General features: G+C 61.2%; 13 protein-coding genes and 1 pseudogene. 5 read left to right on the top strand and 9 right to left on the bottom strand.

Annotation, left to right across the window (positions count from 1 at the left end):
• Positions 1 to 255: 255 nt before the first annotated feature.
• The 3 genes from AB1402_07190 to AB1402_07180 all read right to left on the bottom strand — a co-directional run bounded on the left by AB1402_07190 (position 256) and on the right by AB1402_07180 (position 5,323).
• Positions 256 to 2,913 (bottom strand): cation-translocating P-type ATPase, encoded by a 2,658-nt coding sequence (locus AB1402_07190; GenBank protein MEW6541379.1) that lies wholly within the window; start codon positions 2,911 to 2,913, stop codon positions 256 to 258.
• Between the two features lie 291 nt (positions 2,914 to 3,204).
• Complete coding sequence (locus AB1402_07185) at positions 3,205 to 3,498, bottom strand: hypothetical protein (protein ID MEW6541378.1); 294 nt, start codon at positions 3,496 to 3,498, stop codon at positions 3,205 to 3,207.
• Positions 3,499 to 3,541: 43 nt separating this feature from the next.
• Positions 3,542 to 5,323, bottom strand: coding sequence for a putative sulfate exporter family transporter (locus AB1402_07180; protein ID MEW6541377.1), 1,782 nt, complete (start codon positions 5,321 to 5,323; stop codon positions 3,542 to 3,544).
• Between the two features lie 935 nt (positions 5,324 to 6,258).
• Between AB1402_07180 and AB1402_07175 the strand changes: the two genes are divergently transcribed.
• The 3 genes from AB1402_07175 (at position 6,259) to AB1402_07165 (ending at position 11,642) form a co-directional block, all read left to right on the top strand.
• The gene (locus tag AB1402_07175) at positions 6,259 to 6,459 is read left to right on the top strand and encodes an H-type small acid-soluble spore protein (protein MEW6541376.1); all 201 of its coding nucleotides are present in this window, start codon (positions 6,259 to 6,261) and stop codon (positions 6,457 to 6,459) included.
• A gap of 304 nt (positions 6,460 to 6,763) precedes the next feature.
• Positions 6,764 to 10,132 carry an SNF2-related protein gene (locus tag AB1402_07170; GenBank protein MEW6541375.1) on the top strand — a complete coding sequence of 1,123 codons (3,369 nt, stop codon included), beginning with the start codon at positions 6,764 to 6,766 and terminating at the stop codon, positions 10,130 to 10,132.
• Positions 10,133 to 10,232: 100 nt separating this feature from the next.
• Entirely contained in the window at positions 10,233 to 11,642 is a 1,410-nt protein-coding gene (locus tag AB1402_07165) for an SWIM zinc finger family protein (GenBank protein ID MEW6541374.1), read from the top strand.
• Here the strand turns inward: AB1402_07165 and AB1402_07160 are convergent.
• Positions 11,573 to 11,803: a hypothetical protein gene (locus AB1402_07160; GenBank protein MEW6541373.1), complete on the bottom strand. Its 231-nt coding sequence runs from the start codon at positions 11,801 to 11,803 to the stop codon at positions 11,573 to 11,575. The two genes, AB1402_07165 and AB1402_07160, sit on opposite strands and share 70 nt — an antisense overlap.
• The gene (locus tag AB1402_07155; protein ID MEW6541372.1) at positions 11,799 to 12,737 is read right to left on the bottom strand and encodes a DMT family transporter; all 939 of its coding nucleotides are present in this window, start codon (positions 12,735 to 12,737) and stop codon (positions 11,799 to 11,801) included. The genes AB1402_07160 and AB1402_07155 overlap by 5 nt, the downstream gene beginning before the upstream one ends.
• 93 nt (positions 12,738 to 12,830) lie before the next feature.
• Here AB1402_07155 and AB1402_07150 point away from each other — a divergent pair, with 93 nt between their 5' ends.
• Positions 12,831 to 14,309, top strand: coding sequence for a PLP-dependent aminotransferase family protein (locus AB1402_07150; protein ID MEW6541371.1), 1,479 nt, complete (start codon positions 12,831 to 12,833; stop codon positions 14,307 to 14,309).
• A gap of 278 nt (positions 14,310 to 14,587) precedes the next feature.
• Here the strand turns inward: AB1402_07150 and AB1402_07145 are convergent.
• The 4 genes and pseudogenes from AB1402_07145 to AB1402_07130 form a co-directional block, all read right to left on the bottom strand.
• Positions 14,588 to 14,847, bottom strand: a pseudogene (locus AB1402_07145) (restriction endonuclease subunit R).
• Positions 14,848 to 15,027: 180 nt separating this feature from the next.
• Positions 15,028 to 15,435, bottom strand: coding sequence for a type II toxin-antitoxin system HicB family antitoxin (locus AB1402_07140; GenBank protein MEW6541370.1), 408 nt, complete (start codon positions 15,433 to 15,435; stop codon positions 15,028 to 15,030).
• A 3-nt stretch (positions 15,436 to 15,438) separates the two neighbouring features.
• Positions 15,439 to 15,651: a type II toxin-antitoxin system HicA family toxin gene (locus AB1402_07135; protein MEW6541369.1), complete on the bottom strand. Its 213-nt coding sequence runs from the start codon at positions 15,649 to 15,651 to the stop codon at positions 15,439 to 15,441.
• A 321-nt stretch (positions 15,652 to 15,972) separates the two neighbouring features.
• A complete protein-coding gene (locus tag AB1402_07130; GenBank protein MEW6541368.1) occupies positions 15,973 to 16,116 on the bottom strand; it encodes a YcxB family protein in 144 nt (47 codons plus the stop codon).
• Between the two features lie 726 nt (positions 16,117 to 16,842).
• On the opposite strand from AB1402_07130, the gene AB1402_07125 reads away from it, so the two are divergent.
• Positions 16,843 to 18,006 carry an AAA family ATPase gene (locus AB1402_07125; protein MEW6541367.1) on the top strand — a complete coding sequence of 388 codons (1,164 nt, stop codon included), beginning with the start codon at positions 16,843 to 16,845 and terminating at the stop codon, positions 18,004 to 18,006.
• The last annotated feature ends 2 nt before the right edge of the window (positions 18,007 to 18,008 follow it).

Genomic DNA, 18,008 nt, shown 5'->3' with positions numbered 1-18,008 from the left:
GCGGCTGTCCCGGACTGGGAGCAGAAAAAAGCTCCACGCCCGCTGCGTGAAAATAGCCGCAACTGGTTATTTCTCAGGTTGCGCCCCCGGCCGCGCCCCCCGCGCTCCCAGCCGCCGCCGCGCGCCGGCCGCTGCCCATGCGTCCCGCCGAAACCAACTCGTGAGGGGCCTTCCTTAATGAAGGCCCCCCTTTCTTTTTCAGGCTCTGACGCGGCCCACCCCGGTTTGTTGGCCGGTTTGCGGCGACCACCCGTACTACGACATTGAATACGGTTGCAGCCGGGCCCGCGGTTTGAACGCCTTTGCAACCTCGAGGGCCAGGAACATCACGACCGACAGGGCGAGCGTGAGCGCCAGCTCGTGGAACGTAAGCGGCGTGGTGTCGAATATGTCGTTTGCAAACGGCAGATACACGACCGCCATCTGGAGCAGGACGACGAGGAGCACCGCGCCCAGGAGCGACCTGTTGCTGAAGACACCGATGGAGAGCAGCAAGTCATTTTCCGAGCGCATGGCCAGGATGGCCGCCATTCTTCCGAGCACCAGCGCGGTGAATACCATGGTCTGCCACGCCAGCCCCGCGTGCATGCTGTAGGCCTGAAAAAGAAGGACCGAGGCGCCGATGACCAGCCCGAAGAGGACAATGAAAAGGCCGCGGTTTTGAGCGAAGACTCCCTCGTCCGGCCTGCGGGGAGGACGTTGCATCACCCTGCTCTCGGCGGGCTCCGCGGTCAAGGCGATCCCGGGAAGGCTGTCGCACAGGAGGTTCATCCACAATATTTGCAGTGGCAGAAGGGGAAGAGGCAGTCCGAAAAAGGGCGCAAGGAACACGGCCCAGACGGTCCCCGCGTTACAGGTCAGGGAGTATTTCATGAATTTAAGGATGTTGTCGTAAATGCGCCGTCCTTCCTTCACCGCTTTTACGATCGTCGCGAAGTTGTCGTCAAGGAGAATCAAACTCGACGCCTCCTTGGACACGTCCGTTCCGGTGATCCCCATGGCGACCCCGATATTCGCCCGCTTGAGCGCCGGCGCGTCGTTCACGCCGTCGCCCGTCATGGCCACGAACTGGCCCCGGTCCTGCAGGGCCCTGACGATCCTGAGTTTTTGCTCCGGCGCCACGCGCGCATAAACCCGGATGTGCTCGACCCGCTCCTCGAACGCCTCCGGCGGCAATTTTTCGAGGTCCCGGCCGGTCATCACCGTCTCCGCGCCGTCCGTCACGATGCCGACGCGCCGCGCAATGGTAAGCGCCGTGGCCGGGTGGTCGCCCGTGATCATCACGGGCGTAATGCCGGCCGACCGGCATACAGCCACGGCATCCACCGCCTCCGGCCGGGGCGGGTCCATCAAGCCCGCGAGACCGATCAGGGTGAGCCCGGTCTCCACGCCGGCGGGTGAGAGGTCGTCGGGGAGCCTCTCCCAGATCCGCATCCCGAAGCCCAGGACCCGCAGCCCGTCCCCGGCGATCTGCTCGCTCACGCATTCGACCTCGGGAGAAATGGGGGCGGTCTCGCCCTGCGCCGTGAGCATCCCCTCGGTTTGGTCCAAGACCACCTCGACCGCGCCTTTCGTAAACGAGACGATCTTCCCGTCCTCCCAGGCGTGAAAGGTGGTCATGAGCTTGCGGTCCGAATCAAAGGGCAATTCCGCGAGGCGCGGGTACTTTTTCTCCATCGCGGCCTTGCCGAACCCGCTCTCCTCCGCCAGGGCAAAAAGCGCCACCTCGGTGGGGTCGCCATTTACGGCGCCGCCCGCGCCGACCTTTACATCGTTCGACAGGCTCATGGCCGTGAGCAGCGTGGTAAAGGAGGATGCCGCATGCGCGGCCGAAGGAGCGCCGCGCAGTTCCTCGGCCGCCGCCAGACGTCCTTCGGCGTACACCTCTTCCACCGTCATCTTGTTGAGCGTAAGGGTGCCGGTCTTGTCCGAACAGATATAGGTTACGGAGCCGAGGGTTTCGACGGCGGGCAGCTTTCGCACCAGGGCATTCTGTTTTACCAGCTTCTTTGCGCCGATGGCCAGGGTGATGGTGACAACGGCGGGCAGGGCCTCGGGAATGGCCGCCACGGCAAGACTGACGGCGGTGAGCAGCATCAGGAAGACCGGCTCTCCCCGCATCAGACCCGCCACGAATATGACGGCGCAGATCACGAAAATCGCCGCCGCCAGCCGCTTGCCGAAAACGGCAAACCGCTGCTGAAGGGGGGTTTTCGCCGCTTGTTCTTCCTGAAGCAGGGTCGCGATCGTCCCCATTTCCGTGCCCATGCCCGTGGCGACGACGACCCCGGAGGCGCGGCCATAAGTGACCACGGTCCCCAGATAGGCCATGTTCTTTCTGTCGCCGAGGGGGAGATGGGGGTCGCGAAGCTTTCTGGTGTGCTTTTCCACGGGAACGGATTCCCCGGTCAAGGCGGCCTCCTCCACCAGCATATTCGCCGTTTCCACCACGCGCAGATCCGCAGGTACGATTTGGCCCGCCTCCAGCAGCACCAGGTCTCCGGGAACAAGCTCGGCGGCTTTGACCTGCGCGGGCACATTGTCCCGCAGGACAGTGGCGAGGGGCGCCGCCATTCGTTTCAGCGCCGCCATGGCCTCTTCGGCCCGGTACTCCTGAATAAAGCCGATGATCGCGTTTAAGATCACGATAGCGAGAATCGCCAGGGAGGCGGTGGGCTTCCCAACGACGCCGGAGACAACCGCGGCAATGAGCAGCGCGACGACCAGGAAATCCTTGAACTGGTCCAGGGCCATCATGAGTGGCGTCCTCTTTTTCTTCTCTTCCAGCTCATTGCGGCCGTAGACGGCAAGGCGCTCCCGGGCCTCTTCCGAGGTCAGTCCACTCTGCGACGTCTTGAGTTCCCCGAGCGTTTCTTCAACGCTCAGGCAGTGCCACCGTGAAGATGTCGGCATGGATAATCTCCTTTTCGGTCAGTTATTGGTCAGTTAGTAGTAGAAACAATAAAAATAAATAAACCCCTACCAGACGCACTTGCATAAAAGTGCCATACCTGGTAAAGGTCTTGCTCATCAGACATAATACACCAACACTCTGATTTGCGGCACCGGTCCACACAACATAGGACGTGCTGACGATGCCCGCTACTCGGAGCTACTCCCCCCTACCTACCCTAATATTATGATTTTTCTTGGGGCCTGTCAAGATGTTTTCGCCAAAAAACGTAATCCGGAAAAGCATTGGTATTACTGGGAAATGTCGCACCCCGGTGGGGCGTAGTCGCGGGAATCCCGCAAGTAGGACTCGGCTTCCCCGACTTTTTTTACATCGGGGTAAAAAAAAGCCCCCGCTTCGATACCCTCTTCGATGATCAGATTATGGCTATGCTTGAGGCCCAAGAGGCCCGGGAGTCCGGGAAGCAACACAAAGGCGAAAATCATCAGGAGCGACACCGTCAGCAAAAAAACGAGCCATTTGTTGTTTGTGCCCGGCGGACCCTTGGGTCCGCCGGGTCTTTCGGCATATCTGTCCTTTTCCATCATCATTCCCCGTATTCCGCATTCTGCCATTGTGCTTCGGAGGTTACATCATGAGCCTATCCGTAATACTCCTAAACAGTACAAAGAACAGCAGGTAGGCCATGACCAGGGTGATTATCCACTGGGCGGACTGACCCACAATATAGAGTATTACCGGTTTGCCGCCCTTGAGGTATTTTTTCAGCTCCCGGAAGTTGGTCCCCAGGCCGATGGATACAAAAGCCAAGGCAAAAAACCAGCCTTGCAGGATTGAACTCCAACCCCTGATCATTCCTTCGTCCAGCACCGCCTTGCCCATGTCCGGGCCCAGGTACTGATAAATGGCGGAGAATACCAGGGAAGCCCCCAAAAAGCCCAGGATGAATCTTGGGAAACGCTTCCAAATCTCCCTGACTGCTGCGCCTGCGGTGAGTTCCACTTCGCCGGCGCGGGTGCGGTCCACCACCGTGGTCCAGTAAGCCGCCACACCAAAGGCCACGATCCCTATCAGTATGTTCTGGATCATTTTGATGGTGGCGGCCACAGTCATGGCTTCGTTTCCCAGCAGTGCGCCCGCTGCCACCACCGCCCCGGTGGAATCAATGGAACCACCCATCCATGCGCCGGCCAGCACCGGGTGCATTCCCACGGCTTTGGCCACAGCAGGCATGACAAACATCATGAGGGAAGTGAAAATAATGGAGATGCCGATGGCCAGGGTAAGTTCCTCTTTTTTGGCCCGGCAGGCGGCGGCGGTGGCTATGGCCGCCGACACGCCGCTCACCGACATATCGGCGGACAACACAATGTTCAGAGTCTTGGATTCCATTTTCAATATGCGCTGGCCGAACCAGTACGTAAAGATCAGCACCGCCGGGCAAGCCACCCAGGTAATGAGCAATCCCGGGAGCCCCACCAGAATGATCTTGCCGAAAAGAATACTGGCCCCCAGTAGAATCAGGCCTGTTTTAATATAATACTCGGTTTGCACCGCCGGCATCACCCACTTGGGGGTGCCGACGGTATTGCTGATCAAAAGGCCGATGATAATGGCCCAGAGGACATACTCCAATCCCCACGCCCTGATGTCAACCTGGGCGGCCAGGAAATAGGCCAGTGCCGCCAGGAGAAACACAAAAGGAAAACCGAGCAAAAACCGGCGCAGACTGGCGCCCATTATCTTCATGCCGATCGAAAAGAACAGTCCCAGGGCCACGCACAGTACGCCCAGAGATACAAAGTGATTATATGGTTTGGTTTCGGCGGCTTTTTTCGCCTTTGCTTCCGCTTCCCGGGCCTTTATCCATGCGTCGATTTGTGACCCCGCCTGAGCATTTAGAGCGGCATCCTTATAACCGGCGGCGGCAGCGTCTGCCTCGGCTATTTTAGCCTTTGCCTCCGCTTCCTCCCTTTCCTTTTGGGCCGCCTCGAACTTGGGTTTGTTGGCCTCACTGACGGCTTTGGCCTCTTCCGGGCTCAGGTAGAATGAAGCCGCGGGGCTGGTATCCCATCTGCCGGGCCGGGCCAGATATTGTTCCAGTATTTTGGCCGGCTCCGATCTGGTGGTTACTTTTTCCTTAGCCTCCCGGGCTTGGTGCCAGGCCATGGTTTTAAAAGGGGCTCTCTGGGCTTCCGCGGCCATAACGGCATTGTATTCGTCTATCTTCTGACGGGCATCGGTCACCGGACCCAGGACCACGTAAAGAAACAACCCCATCAGCAAAACGACGGCACCCAACCAAATGGCCCAATAATCCTCGCTTTTAAAGAGTTCCGAAAATCCTTTTTTAGGGGATTCATCCAGCACCACCACATCGTCCGCAGGACGAGGAGCCTGTCCTTTCATTTCTTATCACACCCCCGTTAATTAAGGAATATTTTTGGGACCTATGAGAAAATGTTTCACATAAATATGTAACCGTCCGCCCAGAAGGCGAACCCGCCCAGCGCGGCCACCAGAATCAAGCCCGGGAGAGCCTTGCGAATGCCTTCAACATAATTTGCATTTACCGGGTTTAAAGTAGCTTGAGACACGGCAATACCTCCATCACAAAATTAAAGTTTATTTTTTCATCCCCTGCATCCCCTGATAATAAGGGCCGGGCACCTCCTTTGGCGGTAAGATTTCCCTGAAGGGTCAAGGTTCGGATTCGTGCAGGTTCCCCCGCTCGACAAGAGCACGGCGTTTAAGCCGCCTTCACCTGAGTATCGGCGTTACTCACCTCCCGGCACTGTTTTTGCGTTCATCAGAAAAAACGAACGACCCCCACCGGACGAACGCTTGTCTAAAAGCATCGCGCCTGGCAGAGGTCTTGCTCATCAGGCACAAAATACGTCTTGTGCGCCTGATCCGCGGCACCGGCCCCACGTTAACGCAGGACGTGCTGACGATGCCGCTGCCGGGAGCTACTCCCCCCTACTTAACCCAATACAGGGTTATATTTGCTTAGCTTCCGAAATACTAACCTGGACAATCTCCTTTCCGATACTAAAACAAACGACCCCTGCCGGACGAACGCTTGTCTAAAAGCATCGCGCCTGGCAGAGGTCTTGCTCATCAGGCACAAATACGTTCTGTGCCCTGATCTGCGGCACCGGCCCCACGTTAACGCAGGACGTGCTGACGATGTCCGCCGCTGCTTAAGAGCTACTCCCCCCTACTTAACCTAATATTATGAATCTTCTACGAACCTGTCAAGATGTTTTTTCCCGGTGGCGGGGAAGACTATCTCCTAAGCACCAACCCACTGGAAAGCCATAAAAAAAGGGAGCGAAATGAAAATGGACTTTGAAAGGGCCCGCGAGATCGTCGCCGCCGACGACACCATCGAGGTGCTGCTGAACGGTTTTCCGGTCTGGATCGAGGAACTGGACTCCGAAAACCGCCGGGCGAGGGTAAAACCATTGAACCGCACCGGGGAAAAGATCTTCGACGTCCCGGTGATCCAGCTCGAGGAGGGCCGCTCCCAACGCCATCAGTAATTTGTTCATCACCGCCTGGGTGAATACCACCAGGCAATCCGTCATGCAGCGGCCGCACCGGGGGCTTTCGGTCACTTGATAACAAGTGACCGTCGTCTGGCCCAAACCTTCCGATGTCTGGCGCAAACCTTCCGAAAGACGCCGCATTATTTCTCACCTCCGCAGGAAATCGAGTTTGTTCGTTGAACCAGACCTATTCATTTGGAGTTTCAATGGTTTGGGGATATGGGGCTAAATTTGCGAACCGGGGCGCGGATCGCGGATATTGGTTGGTGTTGACCGGATTTAGGGAGTGGTTGGTGCGGTGATTGTGCTGCACGCGGTGTGGGTGAATGAGGGGGACTGTCCCGGAGCCGGGCGCATGTACTTTTGGGGGGAAAAGGCTTCCAATGCCTCCGGGAGCAAGGGGAGCAAGGGGCGGCCCGCGAGGCGCAAAGGTGGCTGGCAGCCGGCGCACCCGTTCGCCGTCGAAGCGGTGCAACTCCGGGACGCGCTGCCTTTTTGGGACAATCGTGACCCTATTCCCGTGACGGAGCCGGACAAGCTGGTGGTGGTGCTGCCGTCTACAGAGACTCGGCCTGTTTCTGCGCCCGCGGCGATGGCGGCCGGGCCGCACCGGCGGGCGGAACACGCCGGGACGGCCCGGAGAGGTGCGGTGAACGGGCCGGATGCTTCCGGCGGAGGCCTGGAACCGGTGCTGCGGCTGTTGCCCTGGACGGTGGAAGCGGCGGCGGTTTTTCCGGCCCGGTTGCTGGACGTGTTGTTGACGCTGCCGGAGATGGACGGTTCTTCCGGAGTGCTCCCGGCGGCCGATGTGCTCTATTGGGGCCGTGCGGCCCGGTTTGCCCTGGATCTCCTGGAGCGGTTGCGCATCCAGCCGGGTGTGGAGATCCATACCGAACCAACGCGGGAAAAACCAACGTGGGAAAAACCGGCGCGGGAAAAACTGGTGCCGGCGGCCTGCTGGCGTCCGGTTTTGAACGCGCCGGAGGATGCGGAACGCTTGGCGCACTTGGGAGAGCGAATGCCGCCCGTTTGCCGGATGGCGGCCGATCCGGCGGTTTTTGCGGCGGACAGCGGTGTACTGCCGCGCCGCGGTCCGGATTTGCTGACCGATTTCCTGCAGGCGGTGATCGATGCCACGGTGCGCCGTTGGTTGGCGGAGGCCGGCGGTACCCAACTGTCTTTGTATCACCAGTCCACGCCCGCCGGGATTTGGATGGCGGCGCTGGGCGACCGCCGACCGCTGCTCAAGATACCGAAGCGGTCCCTGGAATCGTTGACGGCCGGCCTGGCGGCCTGGCAGGGCGAACTGACCCGGGAGGTGGAAGCGGCGGAGGCCGGTTTCCGCACCTGCCTGCGGCTGGTGGCGCCGGAGAAGCCGGGAGAACCCGAGGAACCGGCCGAACCGGGATGGTCGCAGACGGACGGGGATGAAGACTGGCGGCTGGAGTTTTTTCTGCAGGCAGTGGACGATCCCTCGCTGCTGGTGCCGGCGGAAGAGGTGTGGAACGCCCGGGGCCGGGATCTGGAGTTTTTGCAGCGGCGGTTTGTGCGTCCCCAGGAAAGACTGCTGGCCGACCTGGGACTGGCCGCTCAGGTTTTCCCGCCGTTGGACGGCGGACTGCGCACGGCCCGCCCGGCTTTTGTCCGTCTTTCCATCGCCGAGGCCTACGATTTTATATGTACCGGGGCGGCGCGGTTGCAGGAGCAGGGCTTTGTGGTTCAGTTGCCGCCCTGGTGCGGTCAGGCGGTTTCTCCGGGGTTGCATTTGAAATTGCGCCCGCCGCGCCCGGGTCGGGCCGGGCGTTCTCCGGCAGGCGGGATATCCGGGCTGCTGAGCATGGAATCGGTGGTGGAGTGCGACTGGGAACTGGCCTTGGGGGGAGAGTTGTTGGACCGGGAGGAGTTTGCCCGGCTGGCGGCCCTGAAGGTGCCGCTGGTCCGTTTGCGCGGCCGCTGGGTGGAGTTGGCGCCGGAAACGGTACCGGCGGTGGCCGATCTGTGGCGCCGGAAAACCGGGGCGGGCCGGATGAAGCTGGCGGAGGCGCTCCGCTACGGATTGTCTGGTGATGCGGGCCGGGCGCCGAATGAAGGGGCGGCGGCGGAACCGGGCGAACCGGGCGCGCTGCCGGTGGTCGAAACCGTTGGCGAGGGCTGGGTGGGGGATTTGCTGGCGCAGTTGACCGCCGGGGAGCGGCCCGGGGCCCTGCCGGTGCCGGCCGGTTTTCAAGGAGTGTTGCGGGCATACCAGGAACGTGGTTTTTCCTGGCTCTGTTTTTTGGAAAAGTGGGGTTTGGGGGCCTGCCTGGCCGATGACATGGGACTGGGCAAGACCATCCAGTTCCTGGTGTTTTTGCTGCGGCGCCGGGAGCAGGGACGGGCGCAAGGCCCGTCACTGCTCGTTTGCCCGACCTCGGTAGTGGGGAACTGGGAACGGGAGGCGGCCCGGTTCGCTCCCGGACTCCGGGTGCTGGTGCACCACGGTCCGCAGCGGCTGCATGGGGACGACCTGGTACGGGAAGCGGTCCGCTGGGATTTGGTGGTCAGCACGTACGGGCTGGTTGTCCGCGATCACGCCGCCTTGGCGCGGGTGACATGGGACGGGATCGTTCTGGACGAAGCGCAGCACATCAAGAACGCCGGGAGCAAACAGGCGCGCCATGTGGGTGCGCTGGCCTCCGGCTACCGCCTGGCGTTGACCGGTACGCCGGTGGAAAACCGCCTCTCCGAACTCTGGTCGATCAGCAATTTCCTGAACCCGGGGTATCTGGGCTCCCAGCGCTGGTTTCAGGAACACTTTGCCCGCCCCATTGAGCGGGGCCGCGATGCGGCCCGTACCGCCCGGTTGCGCCGCCTGGTGGCGCCCTTCATCCTGCGCCGCTTGAAAACCGATCCGAACGTGGCCCCTGATTTGCCGGAAAAGCAGGAACAAAAGGTTTTCTGCCACCTGACGCCGGAGCAAGGTACGCTTTATGCCGCCGTGGTCGCGGATATGCTGGACCGGATCGACAACGCCGCGGGGATGGAGCGGCGCGGGCTCATCCTGGCCACGCTCGGCAAGCTTAAGCAGCTCTGCAATCATCCGGTGCATCTGCTGAAGGACGGCGGTTCGCTCGCCGGGCGTTCCGGCAAGCTGAACCGGTTGGAAGAATTGTTGGACGAGGCGTTGGCGACCGGGGACCGGGCGCTTGTGTTCACGCAGTTCCGGGAGATGGGCGCCTTGCTGCGGCTGCACCTGGAGCGGCGTTTCGGCCGGGAGGTGCTTTTCCTGCACGGCGGCGTCCAGCGCCGTGCCCGGGACGAGATGGTGGCGCGATTTCAGGACGGCGGGCCGCCGCTGTTCATCCTTTCTCTGAAGGCCGGCGGCACCGGTCTGAACTTGACCGCCGCCAACCACGTCTTTCATTTCGACCGCTGGTGGAACCCGGCGGTGGAAAACCAGGCCACGGACCGCGCTTTCCGCATCGGGCAGCAACGGAACGTGTTGGTGCATAAATTCGTCTGCGTGGGAACGGTGGAGGAGAAAATCGACCTGATGATTGAACAGAAAACGGCGCTGGCCGCCGAGGTGATCGGCAGCGGCGAGGACTGGGTGACCGAACTGTCCACCGCCGAGTTGCGCGATTTGTTCCAACTGCGGGCGCAAGCCCTGGCCGGAGATCCGGACTGAAGCAGGCGCCGCGGGAGGAGATGGAGATGGCGCGACGTCCACGGAGGCGCTGGACGAATCGCCTGCCGATCCAGAAGCAGGCGCCAGGCGCGGAGGGGGGATGGAGATGGCGCGACGCCAGGAATTTGGAGTGAGTTGGTGGGGGCAACGCTGGGTTGCCGTGCTGCAGTCGTTCGGCTGGGCCGGCCGGTTGCAGCGGGGCCGCACTTATGCCCGCAGCGGCCGCGTGCAGGAGATCTTGCTGGGTGCCGGCCTGGTGAAAGCGCAGGTGCGGGGTTCCCGCCCGCGCCCCTACCATGTGTACATGCGGATCGACACTTTGCCGAACGCCGCCTGGAAAAAGGCAATCAAGGTCATGGCCGGCCGGGCCGATTTTGCCGCCCGCTTGCTGGCCGGGGAGATGCCGGCGGAGATCGAGCAGGCTTTTGTGGCCGCCGATTGCCACCTTTTACCGTTTTCGCCCCGGGAACTGCAGGCCGAGTGTTCCTGTCCGGACTGGGCGAATCCGTGCAAGCACATCGCCGCCGTGCATTACGTGCTGGCCCGGGAGTTCGATCAGAATCCGTTCCTGATTTTTGAACTGCGCGGCCGTTCCCGCGAAGCGCTTCTGGCGGCGCTTCGGGAGCAATGGGCTGGCGGGGCGGCTGGGGCGGGGGCGGCGGCAAGGGCAGCGGGGGCGGCGGCAGGAGCGGCGGTGTCCACCACCGGGCCGGCGGCGGAGTATGCGGCAGATTCCGGTGCGGCGGCCGGCGGCGATGATCCGGAATATTGGACGCTCACGGCCGGCGAACAGCAGCACTTTTGGGACGGCGGAGAGGAATGGGACCGCCGGGCCCGCCTGTCGCCGGACGCTGCCGACGCCCGGTTGGAAGCCGTCTTGAAGGCGCTTGTCCCGCCTCCGTTCGCCCAGCCCGACCCCGACGCGTACTTGCAGGCGTTGCGGGAATATTACCGGGTGGTCGCGGTGCGCGCCCGCAGCAAGGCGGTGCGGATCAGACGGCGGGACAAGAGACTGAATAGAGATGGCGGCGTACACGAAAGTTTTGAAGAAATGTACCGCTCCCAGTCCAGAATGTTGCAGAGATACATCGACAGTCTGCTGGCGAACCGGAGCAGTGACTTCATCGGCGCGGTAATGTCCCGGGCCGGGAGCCTGCTGAGATCGCCCGCAATAACTTTTGCTCAGGTCAAATGGCGGTTTGAGACCGGGCTTACCGACCATGACCGGCGGCTGATCGCGGCGGAAAGGAAGCGGCGGGCCGAGGCGAACAGGCTGAAACGGAAGGCCGAGACGGAAAAATACTATCAAGAGGCAAGGGAAAAAGAGAAGTCGGCCCGGTTGATGGTGCTGGAAGCGATGCTCCTGCAGTCAATGGGTTTTACAACTCGGCAAATCGCCGAAGAGATGCAGACATCTACCTACCTGGTCAGAAAGAGTATCTACCAGGGCGGGAGGGTCAAGTTGAACCGGGAAATCGGATACCTTTGCCTGGTGCTTGAGCAGTTTTGAGGAAATCCAGCTCGAAAACGAGGATGACCGGGAACGGTTATCCGTGATTCCTGGCGCGGTGCGTGCCACGGTTGAGCAGTTGGCCGCGGCGGATTTGACTTCCGGAAAAGTCTCAAAGCCTTTCGAATATCCCGGCCGCTTAGATCCCGCGTATTGTCAATTGTTCTCTCGACGACGCCGCTTCTGTCCGAACGCAGCGGGGAGAAGGTGATCCGTTTCCGGACCCGCCGCGATCAAAACGATCCCAGCCACCACCAGGCCCAGGCTCAACAGGTGTTGAAACAACAGCACTTCGCCCAGAATCAGGCTGGAGAGCAGCACGCTCGCTATCGGCATGAACCCGCCGAACACCCCGACGGTGGTGGCCGGCACGGCCGCCGCCCCCTTGTAGAAAAGGATGTACGCGAGTGCCGTCACGACCACCCCGTAGTAGACCACCACGAGACAATCCACCCAACCCAGGGCCGCGAAGTCGAACTTGAGCCCCTCGTAGACGGCGAACGGCAAAAAGAAGATAAAGCCGAACAAGCTGACCAGAGCCGTACGGGTCAGCGCCAGGGTCTCCTTGGAGATCCACTTCTGTAGAATTACAAACAGGGCTTCCCCCAGTACCGCCAAGAAGACGAGGACGTTCCCCCAGAACGACCAGTCTCCCACTCCCGACCGGCCCGCCTGGTTGAGGACGAGCACCGCCGCCACCACCGCCGCAATGCCGCCGACCTTGTGCCACGTGGGTTTCTCCCGCAGCACCAGAAACGAAATGAGCCCCACCACCGCCGGCATCGTGCTGGTGATGATCCCTCCTGCGGCCGCGGAAGTGGTCTTCAGGCCGTACAACAGAAAGATCCGGAACCCAACCATGCCGGTCAGCGCCTGAAGGGCGAGCAGCTTCAGGTCATTTTTGGGGACGTTCCAAAGCCCCCCGCCGATCTTCCAGGCGAGGGGGAGCAGCACCAGCAGGGCCGTCAGGAGGCTCGCGGCCGCGGCCAGAAACACCGGGAGCTGCTGGGTGAGGACCTTGCCGGCCACCACCGAGCTGCCGGCGAGGGCCATCGCCGCGGCCAAGCAAAGGTAGGCGGAAACGTTCGTCTTCATCGGCTATAATGGTACCATCGGCGGAGTGGTCGCAGAAGTTCCACTTCAAGACGTTTTTGATGGTACCACTTTGGTTGTTGGAGGCGGTCGAAGATGCTGGGCATCACGGTCACCAGGGGCGACCCCACCCCCCTCTTCCGGCAGGTCTACATCCGGCTGCGGGACTTGATCCTGGAGGGGAGAATCACGGCCGGCGAGCGGCTCCCCTCGACGCGGGAGCTGGCCACGGTGCTGGGGGTCTCCCGGAACGTGGTGCTCGAGGCTTACGGCCTCTTGACCGCCGAGGGGTACCTCGAGGGACGGCAGGGCTCGGGCACCCGGGTGGCGGCCGGGGCCAGCCTGGGGCGGCTTGGGGGGAAGCCCCCGGCCCCCTCCCGGACGCCCGCCTGGAGGCCCGCCCACATGCCCGCTGGCATACCCAGCGGGATCCTTGCCGGGCACCCGCCGGGGAACCCGCCGCCCCCTGCAGCGGATGCGCCCAAAGACCTCATCGACTTCCGCTCCGGGATCCCGGCGGTGGACGTTTTCCCGCTCAAAAAGTGGGGCCGGCTCGTCCACGAGGTCTGCCTGGACGCCCCGGGGTCCCTGCTGATGTACGACCGCCCGGAAGGCCGCCCGGAGCTGCGGCGCGCGTTGGCCGGGTACCTCTTCCGGGCGCGGGGCCTCATGTGCAACCCCAACCGGCTGCTGATCACCACCGGGGCGACGCAGGGTCTGGCGCTGGTGGCCAAACTTCTCTATCTGCCGGACGCCGCGGCAGTGGTGGAGGACCCGGTCAACATCGGCATGCAGCGGATATTCGCCGGCGCCGGGTACCGCTTCATCCCCGTGCCCGTCGACGCCCACGGCCTTGACACCGCGCTCCTGCCGGCGGACGCAAGCCCCCGCTTCGTCTACGTCACCCCGTCCCACCAGTTCCCCCTGGGCGGCATCCTGCCGGTGCAGCGCCGCATCGAACTCATCGCCTACGCCCGCGATAAGGACTGTTTCATCGTGGAAGACGATTACGACAGCGAGTTCCGCCACGAGGGGCCGCCCTTGAGCACCCTGCATTCGCTTGACCCGGAGCGGGTCATCTACGCCGGGTCCTTCAGCAAAGTGCTGGCCCCGGCCCTGCGCCTGGGCTACGTCATCCTCCCCCCGGAGCTGATGGTGCGCTGCCGCGAGCTCAAACGCTACGCGGACATCCACACCCCGTCGCTCGACCAGTTGGCGCTGGCCCGCCTCATCGACGACGGCCGGCTCGAGCGGCACATCAACCGAATGAAGCGGGTGTACGCCGCACGGCGGCGGGCCACCAAGGAGGCCTTGGGCCGCCATTTCCCCGGCGCGCACACGGTCAGCGGCGACTCCACCGGACTGCACCTGGTGGTTGAGTTCCCGGGGGTGGACTTCACCGAGGAGTTGCTTGCCCGGCTAGAACAAGAGGGGGTCCGGGTTTACCCGGTGGAGCGGCACGCCCTCGAGAAGGGACGGCACCGGCACAAAGTAATCCTGGGATACGGGCACCTGGAACCGGAGCGGATCGCCGCCGGGGTGCAGCGGCTGCACCGGGGACTGTCAGTCACTTGATAACAAGTAACCGTGCTGACCGCCCGCATCGAGGATGGCGAACTCGACGTCGTGGATGCGGCGGCACCCCTTGTTGCGCCTGCAATTTCCTTCCTGCATTTTTCACCTCCGGCGCACCGCACCCCTGATTTACTCTTCGCCCAATACACCTCAGGCCGATAACAAGGGGGATAGCCCTTACAGCCGTTGCGTCCGCAAAGCATCCAACCGGCAGACGACTGATCAAGTCCGGACTGTGCGTGGTCAACAACAACCAGGTCTTGTTCTCCCGCTACCCGCTAGCAGCCGTCCCTCACCCGGTAGCCGATGGCGCCGTAACCCTTCAGCCGCTTTTCGTACATCCGCAACAATACCGGCACCCGCTCATCCACATAGTCGTAGATCCGCACCACCGGCTTGCCGTGGTTCAGCCGGTGCAGTCGGCCCGCGTACTGCTGCAGCGTACCCCGCCAGGAGATCGGATCACCAGGAACAGGGTGTCGAGCCGGGGGTCGTCGAAACCCTCGCCGATGTACCTGCCGGTGGCGATGAGTACCCGCTCTTCCCCGTCCGGTATCCCCGCCAGCCGCTCGGCCAAGTCTCTGCGCTGCCGCGCCCCCATGCCGCCCCGCATAGAAGGGGCACCCCCGACGAACGCTCAGAATCAGCCGGCGCATCCGTCTCTAGTGGCGTCTGCGTAGAAGTTTACAAGGCGCACCAACAATCTCGGCTGTCACCACTACGGATAATTCCTAATCCCCAAACGTTCCTTCAAAGCGGTCTGCAAAATATGCGAGAAGTTGACCTGCCTCTCCTCGGCCAGGTCGTTGAGCCACTTGGGGATGGTCAGGGTCTTCTTCACCGACCTGTTGGCCATCTCGTCCCTAACCAGCGGCATCCACGCCTCAATGGGGACGACGAAAGCGCCCTTGAGAACGCCGACTTTCTCAGGAGGAGTCGGGCCCGGGATTTCATCCCCGTCCTCCTCCATACCGTACAGGTGAAGCTCCAATGCATCCCTGGCCATTCTGAGGGCTTCTTCCAGAGTGTCACCCTCGGTGACGCACCCCGGCAGGTCGGGAAAGGTTACGATGTACCCCTTGATTTCCCCCGGCTCAAAAACGGCCGGGAATATGTAGCTGTCCATGTTTTACCCTCCCTGCAGCTCGCCTGGGTTTATCCCCGCCTGATTCACGATTCTCCTGACGGTCTTGGGGTCAAGGTCCTTTCTGGGATGGGGGACGGTCACTTTCCCGGGTTTTGCAGGGTGGATCATCTGCACATGCGATCCCCTCTGATTCTTGAACACCCAGCCGTCATCTTGAAGCACGTCCAGTATCTCTTTTGAGGAGTAGCTTTTCATTCTCCACACCCTTAATGTAATACGTATGATTTACCCGTGTCAAGATAGACAGGGAGGGTTATGCGCATACCCCCCGCCACGTCGCGTATAATCTTCATCGACTGGGACGAGGCCCGGGAGCACCTACCGGAGGTGGGTCCCACCGGAGGCGGGTTCGGACTCGGTTTTGATTAAAAGAAAGCCCGTGAAGCCGGGCACCTGATGTTGCTGCCTGGAGACACTGCTTGACCGATTAGGCGAGGTCCGCCAAGCAGAAGTTGCTTACTTCGGGCAGGACCTCCCGCACCCCTCGCCGCACACCGTAGGGCGAACCCCGGAACCTTATCTTTCAACTGGTACAACAGCTCTTGCCGCTGAATGATAGGACTTAGCCATCTGGATAAATCCTTCCGCCTGCTCCTTGCTTTCAAATGCTCTCAGCGGAATGATAATTGCTCCCATTGCACTTGTATAGATCAACACCATCGCCTTAATCCCCTAAGTTTCAACCGCGGTTCCCATCGATCAGTCTGATTCATTGGAAACGTATTGGTCATCAATTCGACATAAAAAACACCAAATCCTTCCTGGAGCTGTCAGACTCGAAATGCTTCGCCCGTTCTGCCTGGGGCGACCCCCGCCAAAAGCAGTCTGGAAATGCAGGAATTTAGTGTCAGATGTCGAAAACCTGGACTAACGAATTGGCGGGGTGCGATGATGCCCATTACTTCGTTTGAGTATTGCCTCATAATCCGTTCTAACCCGGATTCGAACTGGCAAGATGCTGAGGGTCAGTCCTACCAGTACGGTCAGACGGTTCCACGATATACGCGGATTCAACCTGGTGTACGGTTTGTTATGGACCGGCGCGAAGGCGGTAATGTGGTCTTAGTCGGGCACGGTGAGTTCGGCACCATCGAGGACGATGGGGTAGATAAGAATCGGCGTCGACGCTACCGGGCGCACTTCAAGGAGTTCATACCGTTCCCTGAGCCGTACCCCTTAACCTCTGACCTAAGAGCGCAAATCTCAGCTCAGCCAGGTTTCAACCAGCAGCATTCCATCCGTGAGATTCCTCCGGAGTTACACGCCGAGTTAGTGGCTTTGGGGGGCGGCCAGGTCCACAATTTCACTCCCGAACAAAGTCAGGCGCTAGCCAGCGAGTGGCCGGAACCCAGTGGACTTAATAGTCCCCAGGGAGGTGTGACCTCGGTGAGCGCGACCAGCGAAGCCATCCGCATGGTACACGGGTACATCAGCGCACGCGGATTCCACTTCACCCTGCCGCAAGTCGCGGCCTTCTATTGTGCCCTGCGTACCAAACCGTTTGTGATTCTCGCCGGAATCTCCGGGACCGGAAAGACCCGCCTGCCACGGCTGTTTACCGAGGCCATCGGTGCCAAGTTGCGGTTGGAAGCCGTCCGTCCGGACTGGGCCGACAGCGCAGACCTGATTGGCTACCGGGACCTTAAGGAGAACTTCCGGCCCGGGCGACTACTGGGGTTTGCCGGCGAAGCAACCAAATCACCCGCCCGACCCCACGTTTTTGTACTGGATGAAATGAACCTGGCCCGCGTAGAACACTACCTGGCCGATGTACTGAGCAAAATCGAGAGCCGTCGCCGCGAGGATGGTAAGGTGGTCACCGACCAACTAGTGGCCCCGGAAGAACTGAATGATGACCCATTAGCTGCAAAATGGCACGAGATCGGCCTTCCAGAGAACCTCTTCATCGTCGGTACGGTAAACATGGACGAGACCACTCACGGTTTTAGCCGCAAGGTATTGGACCGCGCCTTCACTCTAGAGTTTTCGGAAGTGGATCTGCACCAGTTTGGCTCAAACTTGGAGCCGGACGCACTACCGACCGGCTCTGTTGTCAGCCTGGAACTGTTCAAGCCGTTGGCCCTGACCTTGAGTGAGCTAACCGATGAACCGCATTGGGAAACGTGTATGCGAGTGATTGACCTGCTCGCACGTGTAAACCGGAGCCTCCAAAAGGCCCAACTTCAAGTGGGCTACCGCGTGCGTGACGAGGCCTGCCTTTTCGTGTGCCACGCCAGCACGATCTCGGACGTTTTTCCGGAGAACACTGCCCTCGACTACGTGCTTTGCGCTAAGGTTTTGCCGCGGATTCACGGAGGTGCTGCAACCCTGCAGGAGATAATGCTCGACCTGCTCGAGCTTACTCTCCGCAACAACTCTGCTGAGTATCGCAGCCTGATTGCCGAAGTGCGCTCGGGAGATCAGCAGCTCTCGTATTTGCTGCGTCATACTCCGGGCTTAGATTCTTTCCGGTACCCTCAAACTGCAGCCAAGCTCCGGATAATGCTGGAGCGGTTGGACCGCGACGGCTACACTTCTTACTGGTTGTGATG

The organism is Bacillota bacterium (assembly GCA_040757205.1).
In the GTDB taxonomy this organism is placed as follows: Bacteria; Bacillota; Desulfotomaculia; order Desulfotomaculales; family Desulforudaceae; genus Desulforudis.
Note: the sequence above shows the minus strand (reverse complement) of the source record. Positions and strands in the feature narration are given on the sequence as shown.